Annotated in this window: 10 protein-coding genes; 8 read left to right on the top strand and 2 right to left on the bottom strand. The window is 39.1% G+C overall.

Annotation, left to right across the window (positions count from 1 at the left end; genetic code table 11):
* The 8 genes from HMPREF2887_RS07260 to HMPREF2887_RS07295 form a co-directional block, all read left to right on the top strand.
* Positions 1-1743: ABC-F family ATP-binding cassette domain-containing protein (locus tag HMPREF2887_RS07260; RefSeq protein ID WP_084740988.1), on the top strand; the 1743-nt coding region annotated here is incomplete at its 5' end.
* A 306-nt stretch (positions 1744-2049) separates the two neighbouring features.
* A complete protein-coding gene (gene pheS / locus HMPREF2887_RS07265; RefSeq protein WP_041331712.1) occupies positions 2050-3096 on the top strand; it encodes a phenylalanine--tRNA ligase subunit alpha in 1047 nt (348 codons plus the stop codon).
* A gap of 4 nt (positions 3097-3100) precedes the next feature.
* The gene (locus HMPREF2887_RS07270) at positions 3101-3628 is read left to right on the top strand and encodes a GNAT family N-acetyltransferase (protein ID WP_049517548.1); all 528 of its coding nucleotides are present in this window, start codon (positions 3101-3103) and stop codon (positions 3626-3628) included.
* A 123-nt stretch (positions 3629-3751) separates the two neighbouring features.
* Complete coding sequence (pheT, locus tag HMPREF2887_RS07275) at positions 3752-6157, top strand: phenylalanine--tRNA ligase subunit beta (RefSeq protein ID WP_057489702.1); 2406 nt, start codon at positions 3752-3754, stop codon at positions 6155-6157.
* 90 nt (positions 6158-6247) lie between these two features.
* Entirely contained in the window at positions 6248-7030 is a 783-nt protein-coding gene (locus HMPREF2887_RS07280; RefSeq protein ID WP_003024059.1) for a nucleotidyltransferase domain-containing protein, read from the top strand.
* Between the two features lie 143 nt (positions 7031-7173).
* On the top strand, positions 7174-7725 hold the full coding sequence (locus tag HMPREF2887_RS07285) for a TMEM175 family protein (protein ID WP_041784122.1): 552 nt from the start codon (positions 7174-7176) through the stop codon (positions 7723-7725).
* Between the two features lie 551 nt (positions 7726-8276).
* Positions 8277-8696 (top strand): hypothetical protein, encoded by a 420-nt coding sequence (locus tag HMPREF2887_RS10700; protein ID WP_171004443.1) that lies wholly within the window; start codon positions 8277-8279, stop codon positions 8694-8696.
* A 31-nt stretch (positions 8697-8727) separates the two neighbouring features.
* Positions 8728-9417, top strand: a complete 690-nt coding sequence (locus HMPREF2887_RS07295; protein WP_021001833.1) for a pyrimidine 5'-nucleotidase PynA — start codon at positions 8728-8730, stop codon at positions 9415-9417.
* Between the two features lie 48 nt (positions 9418-9465).
* On the opposite strand, the gene HMPREF2887_RS07300 is transcribed toward HMPREF2887_RS07295, so the two are convergent.
* Positions 9466-9846 (bottom strand): MFS transporter, encoded by a 381-nt coding sequence (locus HMPREF2887_RS07300; protein WP_003024070.1) that lies wholly within the window; start codon positions 9844-9846, stop codon positions 9466-9468.
* A 101-nt stretch (positions 9847-9947) separates the two neighbouring features.
* Positions 9948-10116: GNAT family N-acetyltransferase (locus HMPREF2887_RS07305; protein WP_148131510.1), on the bottom strand; the 169-nt coding region annotated here is incomplete at its 5' end.

Here is a 10116-nt window from a genome sequence, read left to right on the forward strand (position 1 = left end):
AAAACGACCCTTTTGAATGTTCTGTCTGGAAAATCTGGATTTGATGGGGACGTTAATCCTTTTTCAGCTAAATCGGGCTATAAGATTGGCTACTTAACCCAAGAACCGCACTTTGATGACGACAAAACGGTACTAGATACGGTTTTATCAAGCAATCTGCGAGAAATGCAGCTCATTCGTGAGTATGAGTTATTGCTGTCTAACTATGATGAAAGCAATCAATCTCGTTTAGAGAAGATTATGGCTGAAATGGATGCTCTTCAAGCATGGGAAATTGAAAGTCAAGTTAAGACCGTTTTGTCTAAGCTGGGTTTGACCGACTTATCTGCTAAGGTCGGCGACCTGTCAGGTGGTTTGCGACGCCGAGTGCAATTGGCGCAAGTCTTGTTAGGAGACGATGACTTATTGCTCCTTGATGAGCCGACCAACCATTTGGATATTGATAGTATCGAATGGCTGACGAATTTTTTGAAAAATTCCCAAAAGACAGTTCTTTTTATTACCCATGACCGCTATTTTTTAGACCATGTTTCGACGCGGATTTTTGAATTGGACAGCGGAGATTTGCTTGAATATCAAGGAAATTATCAAGATTACGTCCGTTTGAAAGCAGAACAAGACGAGCGAGATGCTGCCTTTCTCCATAAAAAACAACAGCTTTATAAGCAGGAATTGTCCTGGATGCGTCGCCAGCCACAGGCTAGAGCAACCAAGCAGCAAGCTCGAATCAATCGTTTTCAAGATTTGAAAAAGGATTTGTCTGATCAAGCGACTCAGAAAGACTTAGAAATGAATTTCGAAACCAGTCGTATTGGGAAGAAAGTGATTGAATTTAAAGATGTGGGCTTTGCTTATGGTGACAAGAAGATTCTTTCTCATTTCAATTTGTTAGTTCAAAATAAAGATCGGATTGGGATTGTGGGGGATAATGGTGTTGGAAAATCCACCTTGCTCAATCTAATTGCTGGGAAATTAGCACCTCAATCTGGTCAACTGACCATTGGTGAGACAGTTCGTGTGGCTTATTTCTCACAGCAAATTGAAGGGTTGAATGAGTCCAAACGCGTTATCAATTTCTTGCAGGAGGTCGCAGAAGAAGTTAAGACATCTGCGGGGACGACATCAATTGCCGAACTCTTGGAACAATTTCTCTTTCCTCGTTCCACTCATGGAACTTTGATTGAAAAATTATCCGGAGGAGAGAAAAAGCGGCTCTATCTTCTCAAGTTATTATTGGAAAAGCCGAATGTTTTGCTGTTGGATGAGCCGACTAATGACTTAGATATTGCGACATTAACGGTGCTGGAAAACTTTTTGCAAAGCTTTGCCGGCCCAGTTATGACTGTTAGTCACGATCGGTATTTCCTTGATAAAGTAGCAGATAAGATTTTAGCCTTTGAAGAGGGAACTATCAGAGAATACTTCGGGAATTACACGGATTATTTAGATGAAAAAGCTTTTGAGCTAGAGAGCTCTGCCATTTCCCAAAAGTCGGAAAAGGAAAAAGTAGCTAAAGTGCGAGAAGAAAAGAAGCGCTTAAGCTACTTTGAAAAACAGGAGTGGGAGTCTATTGAGGGAGATATAGAGAAGCTTGAGGAGGACATTGCAGCTATTGAGCGGGAAATGCAGGAATATGCTTCGGACTTCGGTCGGCTCGCTGAACTCCAAAAAGAGTTGGATGGCAAAAACGATTTACTTTTGGAGAAATATGAGCGCTATGAATACTTGAGCGAGTTAGTATAGAATTGACTACTGTTTATAATGTGTGTCGAATACAATTGCATTTTTAAACAAGGTCTATTTACAAGTCCTATAAAATTTGGTATAATATCAACTAATTAAATAAGAATCCGCAAGACTAGTAGCTTAGGGGAAGTTTGACAGGGAGAAGAACCAGAGACTGAGAGTTCTTTAGATGAAAACTAGGTAAATTCACTTGCAAAGGGATTTAGAATTAAGGTCTGGAAAACCAGATGAAAACGGATGGTACCGCGTGTCGACGCTCCGCTTATGGAGTCTGATAAGCGGTTTTTTATATTTGGAGGAATTATGTCAACCATTGAAGAACAATTAAATAAGCTTAGAGAAGAAACTCTGGCGTCGCTGAAAAAAATTTCAACTGAAAATGAAAAAGAAATGCAGAATCTGCGTGTTTCTGTCCTTGGAAAGAAAGGCTCTTTAACAGAAATTTTAAAAGGTATGAAAGATGTCTCTGCTGATATGCGGCCGATTATCGGGAAACATGTCAATGAAGCACGAGATGTGTTGACTGCTGCTTTTGAAGAATCTGCAAAATTACTAGAAGAGAAAAAAGTTGCTAATCAGTTGGCGAGTGAGTCAGTAGATGTCACCCTTCCTGGTCGGAAAATTCCTACTGGGAATCGTCATGTTCTTAGCCAAACAAGTGAAGAAATTGAAGATATTTTCATCAGCATGGGCTATCAAGTCGTAGATGGTTTTGAAGTTGAAACAGACTATTACAACTTTGAGCGGATGAATTTACCAAAAGACCACCCAGCACGTGATATGCAGGATACTTTCTACATTACAGAAGAAATTTTGCTGCGTACTCACACCAGTCCAGTTCAAGCTCGTGCTATGGACGCTCATGATTTTTCTAAAGGTCCTCTGAAAATGATCTCGCCAGGGCGTGTGTTCCGACGGGATACGGACGATGCGACGCATTCTCATCAATTTCATCAAATTGAAGGTTTGGTTGTCGGGAAAAATATTTCTATGGCAGACCTTCAAGGAACATTGCAGCTCATTGTGCAAAAAATGTTTGGAGAAGACCGCAGTATTCGTCTGCGTCCGTCTTATTTTCCATTTACAGAGCCGTCTGTTGAGGTGGATGTTTCTTGCTTTAAATGCGGTGGGCAAGGATGCAATGTCTGCAAAAAGACTGGCTGGATTGAAATTATGGGAGCTGGAATGGTACACCCACGCGTCCTTGAAATGAGTGGCATTGATGCTGATGTTTATTCTGGTTTTGCTTTTGGGCTGGGTCAAGAACGGGTGGCTATGTTGCGCTACGGTATCAATGACATTCGTGGCTTCTATCAAGGAGATGTTCGGTTCTCAGAACAATTTAAATAAATGTATGTTAATAAAAGTAAAAGAAGAACAGGTTGAAGTTCTAAGAGCACTAGAAGTGCAGACTTATCTAGAAACTTTTGGCCCTTACATCAAGGCAGAAGACATGCAAGATTATTTTGCGCATGAGCTCTCACTTGAGCGGATTCAGAAGGATTTGGCACTGGTAGAGTCAGAGACCTATTTTGCGTTAGATGAAACAGAGAAGATTGTTGGTTTTCTCAAATTTAACTGGGGGCAGGAACAGACTGAACCAGTAGAGGCAGACTATTCAATGAGGAATGCTTTTGAGGTGCATCGTATCTATGTTTTGAAACCGTATCAAGGACAAGGTTTTGGCAAGGAAATGTTTGAATTTGCCCTGCAGGAAGCTATGAAACGAAAATGTTCATGGGTGTGGCTAGGCGTTTGGGAAAAGAATTTTAAGGCCCAAAACTTTTACTTTAAATATGGTTTTGAGCGTTTTAGTGAGCATGAATATGCGACTGGTGAAACGGTTGATATTGACTGGCTCATTCGGAAAGAATTAAATTAAGCGAAAAAGCACTTGGCTTGGGCACTTGTCCCAGCCTCAAAAAGAAAGGAAATAATATGAGGCAAAATTTTTGAGCAGAAACAGTAGTTCTCAAAGATTTCTATGCACTCATATAGATGAATTATGCTAGTAAGTTATAAATGGTTAAAAGAACTAGTTGACGTAACTGTTCTGAGTGAAGAATTAGCTGAAAAAATGTCAACGACAGGGATTGAAGTAGAAGGGGTTAGCTCTCCTGCTGAGGGGTTGTCAAAAATTGTAGTTGGTGAAGTGGTTAGCTGTGAAGAGGTTCCTGAGACGCACCTACATGTCTGTCAAGTGAATGTTGGCGAAGAAGCGCTTCGACAAATCGTTTGCGGCGCTCCAAATGTACGAACGGGAATCAAGGTTATGGTAGCTCTTCCAGGAGCTCGTATTGCAGATAATTACAAGATTAAAAAGGGAAAAATCCGTGGGTTAGAATCCCTTGGAATGATTTGTTCCCTTGGAGAATTAGGCATTTCGGACTCGGTTGTTCCAAAAGAATTTTCTGACGGTATTCAAATTTTGCCAGAAGAAGCTGTACCGGGGGATTCCGTTTTTCCTTATCTTGACTTGGATGATGAAATTATTGAGCTTTCTATCACGCCGAACCGTGCAGATGCGCTTTCAATGCGTGGAGTAGCGTATGAGGTAGCAGCTATCTACGACAAGTCGGTTCATTTTAAAGATTTTCCGTTGTTGGAAACACAAGAGCAAGCTGGAGAACAACTTTCTGTTGCGATTGAAACGGACAAGGCTCCTTTTTATGCAGCACGTATTTTGGAAAATGTAACCATTGCTCCAAGTCCGCAATGGCTTCAAAATCTGCTTATGAATGCAGGGATTCGTCCTATCAACAATGTGGTAGATGTGACAAATTATATTCTACTTTACTTTGGACAACCAATGCACGCCTTTGATTTAGATACTTTTGAGGACAATCAAATTGTGGTGCGTGAAGCGTGTGCGGGCGAAAAATTAGTAACCCTTGATGACGAAGAGCGCGAATTAGAAACGAGCGATCTTGTGATTGCGGTAGCAGATAAGCCAGTCGCTCTTGCTGGTGTCATGGGTGGAGCTGCAACGGAAATTTCTTCTCAATCAAGCCGTGTAGTGCTTGAAGCAGCAGTTTTTGACGGAACTTCCATTCGTAAGACGAGCGGACGTCTCAATCTTCGTTCAGAATCATCCTCTCGTTTTGAAAAAGGAATTAACCTAGCGACAGTAACAGAAGCTCTAGATGCTGCGGCTAGCATGATTGCAGACCTTGCAGGTGCAACGGTACAAGCCGGTATCGTCTCAGCGGGTCAAGTGGACACATCAGATGTTGAAGTTGTTTCAACATTATCAGATGTCAATCGTGTACTTGGAACGGAATTAACCTATACAGATATTGAAGATGTTTTCCGTCGCCTTGGTTTTGGTCTTACTGGCGATGCAGAGAAATTCACGGTCAGCGTACCACGTCGCCGTTGGGACATTCACATTGAAGCAGACCTTTATGAGGAAATTGCGCGTATCTATGGTTATGATAAATTACCAGCAACTCTTCCAAAAGGTGACGGAACAGCTGGCCAATTGACAGAAACCCAAAAACTTCGTCGCAAAGTTCGTACAGTTGCAGAAGGTGCTGGTTTGATAGAAGTTATCACCTATGCTTTGACTACTCCTGAAAAAGCTGTGCAATTTAGCACTAATCCAAGTAACTTGACAGAGCTGATGTGGCCGATGACAGTAGATCGCAGCGTTCTTCGTCAAAATATGGTAGCTGGCATTTTGGATACTGTTACCTATAATGTAGCACGTAAAAATAAGGACTTGGCTCTGTATGAAATCGGAAAAGTCTTCGAGCAAACGGGGAATCCACAGGAAGAATTGCCAACTGAAATCAACAGCTTTGCCTTTGCTTTGACAGGTTTGGTTACTGAAAAGGATTTTCAAACTCCAGCTGTACCAGTTGATTTCTTTTATGCAAAAGGAATTTTGGAAGCACTTTTTGACCGTCTGGGTCTAAAAGTAGAGTACACAGCGACACAAGCATTAGCTGGTATGCACCCAGGTCGTACAGCGACTATTTCACTAGACGGACAAGTCGTTGGTTTTGTCGGTCAAGTTCATCCAGTAACTGCTAAGGATTATAATATCCCAGAAACGTATGTAGCAGAAATCAACTTGACAGCGATTGAACAAGTAATGCAACCAGCAAAACCATTTGTAGAAATTACCAAATTCCCAGCTGTAACACGTGATATAGCACTGCTTCTGAAAGCAGAAATCAGTCACAAAGAAGTCGTTGAAGCTATTGAGGCTGCTGGTGTGAAACGCTTGACAGATATCAAATTATTTGACGTCTTCTCAGGTGAAAAACTGGGACTCGGCATGAAATCAATGGCTTACACCTTAACTTTCCAAAATCCAGAGGATACTCTGGAAGATGAGGAAGTAGCTCGTTATATGGAAAAAATCCAAAAGTCTCTTGAAGTAACGATTGGTGCAGAAGTGCGGTAAGACATGAAAAGCTCCTAAATTGAAGTTTAGGAGTTTTTTCTTGTAGTAATATAATGTATAATAAGGAAAAGTTTTATATCGGAGGAGAAAATGACAGTTTTTACACAACTTTGGAAAGCATTTTCCAATTTACCAGAAGTGATAGCGATTGCCTTAGGCGGATCTCGTAGCGGAGAAACTTATGATGAGACTTCGGACTATGATTTATATATTTACTGCACGAGCATTCCAGATGAAGACAGTCGGAAGTTGATTTTGACCCAATATTGTTCTTATATGGAAATAAGCAATCAATTTTGGGAATTGGAAGACGACTGTACCTTAAATAATGGCATTGATATTGATATTCTTTATCGGAATATTCGTGATTTTGCGCGAGATATTGAAAATGTTGTCGAAAAGCACCAAGCAGGAAATGGCTACACCACTTGCTTTTGGCACAATTTAAAAACCTGCAAGATTCTTTATGATGCTAATGGAGAGTTCGGAAAATTGAAAAAACGGTTTGACATTCCTTTTCCTCAAAAATTAAAAGACAATATCATTTCACGAAATTTTAGTTTGTTAACCGGACATTTGCCGTCCTACGATATGCAGATTTTAAAAGCAGCAAAACGAAAAGACTTTGTCAGTGTCAATCATCGTGTAGCAGCCTTTTTAGAATCCTATTTTGACATCATTTTTGCAGTTAATGAATTGACCCACCCCGGCGAGAAGAGAATGATATCATATGCAGCAGCGCATGCGAACCTTCTTCCTAATCAATTTGAGCAATCTTTAAATACTTTACTAATGAGCATTACTGCTAGCCCTGAAATTCTTGAAAAACAATTAAAAGATATGATTGCAAATTTAGCAGAAATTTTATCATAAAATTCTCTGCAAATTGAATTGTTGAGGACTAAAAAACGGCTTAAGCCGTTTTTTAATGCTTTTGATTTACAACTGTAAAAGTGGTATAATGTCACATATTTTAAAGAACTATTTAAAAGGAGAGAAAAATGAATCGTCAAGTAATGGGTAAAGAGCGTTTGGGAGCTTTTATTGATGCGGTGATTGCTATTATTATGACCATTTTGGTATTGGAACTGGAAAAGCCGAAAACCTTTGATTTACAAGGTCTATGGGAGTTCCGAACTAATTTTTTTGCCTATGGATTGTCCTTTTTCTGGCTTGGGGCTATGTGGACAAACTTTCACTCTTCATCGCAGGTAGTGGAGAAAATTAGTCAAAAAACAGTCTGGACTGCTATAATCATGCTTTTCTTTTCATCATTTTTCCCTTATACAACAAAATTAGTGGCTTCAAATTTTAACAATGCTACTATGCAAGTATTTTATGGAGTCTTTGTTCTGTTGATTTCATTCTCAGTCCTTTGGTATTATCACACATTGGTCGAAGTCAATCAAACAGCAGAAATTGAACAATTGAATATCAGTTGTTTGCATTGGATGAAGTGGGACATTGCAATTAAGATTTTAGGAATCATTCTTTCGTTGACGATTTTCCCAGCTGCAGAAATTTTTTCAGTGCTTATCACTCTTTGTGCACTTGTCATTCCCAATTAATTTAGATTATAAATGAAGAGAGTGTTGTTCCAGCTTTTTTCTAATAAGCCCAAAATTTGAAGATGAAGTAGCTGATTATGAAAAACACTGTTTGTTAATACTGTATGATATAATAAGTCTAGCAAATTATAACTAGGAATAGTGTGGAAGTTCAAGATAACAATGGAACAAAAAGAAACAATTATTGAGCTCTTGAAAAGTAGGTCAATGAAACAACGTGAACTTGCTGAATCTATCTACGGAGAGGAAAATCACACATTGAATATCTTAGATGAATTAAAAAAAACTAGAGACAGAAGAAATTATTATTCGTCATGACGATAGACATACCTATGATTCTTTAGCAGACTCTGCTCTTTCTGTTTTACAGACTTCTCGAAGTACCATGCTTGTGCCTAGACCAACTGTCATGGAAGTTGAAAAGTATTTGCAAGAGTGGGCTAACCTTGAAAGCTATAAATTACAAGAAACTGCATTAGATCGCTTGTTTTTTGAACTATCACCGAAAAATACAGATATTTCAGATATTCTGTTAAAGGTTGCAACACTAAATGACTTTTATAGTACTAATATTTTTTTCAATATTTCCTGTAGCAAAACATATTTTATCACTTGACATTGATGAGAGGTTAAAGAGTGGTGATATTTTTCTAGTAAATGAAATTCAAAATATAACCATAAAAGAAGGTGTGCAGCGAAAATTCTATTCTTTTGCAACTAAGCATTGCTCGCATCACAATCCTTTAGCGTATCCCATATACGATAGTTATGTTGAAAAGGTGTTGAAGTACTTTAGAAAAACAGATTATTTTGCAAAGTTTAAGAATGCTGATTTAAAGGATTACCAGCAATTCAAGAACCTAATTCTGACCTTTAGAAGTTATTACGGACTAGAGCAATTCAATCTTAAACAGATAGACCAATATTTATGGCAGCTGGGAAAAGAATATTTTCCAAATAATTATAAATAGTTTGTATCCCCTAGAAAGGAAAACGACAAAATTGTATTATAAATATCTACTATTTGATCTTGACCATACCTTGTTAGATTTTGATTTGGCGGAGGATTTGGCTTTGACTGCTTTTCTAAAAGAGCAGAGTGTGGCTGATATTCAGGCTTATAAAGACTACTATATTCCTATGAATAAAGCTCTTTGGCGGGACTTGGAACAGGAAAAACTGACCAAATCTGAACTGATTAATACGCGCTTTTCTCGTCTCTTTAACCACTTTGGTATGGATAAGGACGGTGCCGAGTTGGCTCTCCATTACCAGCAGCATATTGCCCAGCAAGGTCAGACCTATACTGGAGCTAGTGAGCTCTTGGATGTTTTGACAGAGGCGGATTATGAACTTTACGCTGCTACCAATGGTATCGGCTTCATTCAGACTGGTCGACTGTCTCACTCGGATATCTCCCCCTATTTTAATCAGATTTTCATCTCTGAGCAACTCCACACGCAAAAACCCGATGCTCTATTTTTTGAAAAAATAGCAGAGCTAATACCAAATTTTGATAAAAATCGAACTCTAATGATTGGAGATTCTTTGACAGCAGACATAGCGGGCGGAAACAATGCAGGCATTGATACGGCTTGGTATAATCCTAAAAGTTTGAGTAATCATACGCAAGCGAAACCGACTTATAATTTTCAGTCCTATCAAGATTTGTTGGATTTGCTGATAAAATAATGAGACAGAGATCATACCACCTCTGTCTTATTATTTTATAGTTTATTTTCATGCTATCCAAGCCATTAGAGTAGAAGCTAGAATGGCTAGAAAAATAATGACTACCATGGCTTTAGGAGTGCCATCTGAAAAAAGAGCGAGGAGCAAGGAAGAAAGAATCCCACTTCCGTATTGGAGAGAGCCAAGGAGAGCGGCTGCTGAACCTGTCATCGAATCCTCTGCGCTATTGAGAGCTGCGGCATTTGAACATGCTGCAACGATACCATTGGTACTAAAAATGAGAAGCATAGGAAAGACGACTGCCCAAAGACTACGAAAATTTCCAATATTAAACAGTAGTAGTAAAAGAGCAAAAGCAAGAGCACAGCTAGTGGCAATGTGCAAGAGATTTCGTAGAGAAAAACGATCAACTAACCGACGATTAAGCATACTGATGATTGAAACCCCGATAATATTGATACCGAAGAAAAACCCGTAATGTTCTGCTTTGTCGCCGTTTTCTTCTCTTCTCTCTTACTCATGAACTTTTCCTATTTTTTAAAAACTTTTTCCATGATAGTTTCTTGTGGTTTAAAACCTTGATGTTCATAAAACCGTAAGGCACCAGCGTTATCATTCCATACATTAAGGGTTAAGTTGTAACAGCCCATTTCTTGGGCAAATTTTTCTGCAAAATGGCAAAGCTGCTCACCAATTTTT

The sequence above is a fragment of the Streptococcus sp. HMSC071H03 genome (assembly GCF_001813035.1).
GTDB lineage: Bacteria > Bacillota > Bacilli > Lactobacillales > Streptococcaceae > Streptococcus > Streptococcus anginosus.

What these genes read in the sequence shown, in the direction of transcription:
- HMPREF2887_RS07285 (WP_041784122.1), top strand. Translation starts at nt 7,174, where the DNA reads ATGGGTAAAGAGCGTTTGGGAGCTTTTATTGATGCGGTGATTGCTATT.
- pheT (WP_057489702.1), top strand. Translation starts at nt 3,752, where the DNA reads ATGCTAGTAAGTTATAAATGGTTAAAAGAACTAGTTGACGTAACTGTT.
- HMPREF2887_RS10700 (WP_171004443.1), top strand. Translation starts at nt 8,277, where the DNA reads ATGACTTTTATAGTACTAATATTTTTTTCAATATTTCCTGTAGCAAAA.
- HMPREF2887_RS07300 (WP_003024070.1), bottom strand. Translation starts at nt 9,846, where the DNA reads ATGCTTAATCGTCGGTTAGTTGATCGTTTTTCTCTACGAAATCTCTTG.
- HMPREF2887_RS07270 (WP_049517548.1), top strand. Translation starts at nt 3,101, where the DNA reads ATGTTAATAAAAGTAAAAGAAGAACAGGTTGAAGTTCTAAGAGCACTA.
- HMPREF2887_RS07280 (WP_003024059.1), top strand. Translation starts at nt 6,248, where the DNA reads ATGACAGTTTTTACACAACTTTGGAAAGCATTTTCCAATTTACCAGAA.
- pheS (WP_041331712.1), top strand. Translation starts at nt 2,050, where the DNA reads ATGTCAACCATTGAAGAACAATTAAATAAGCTTAGAGAAGAAACTCTG.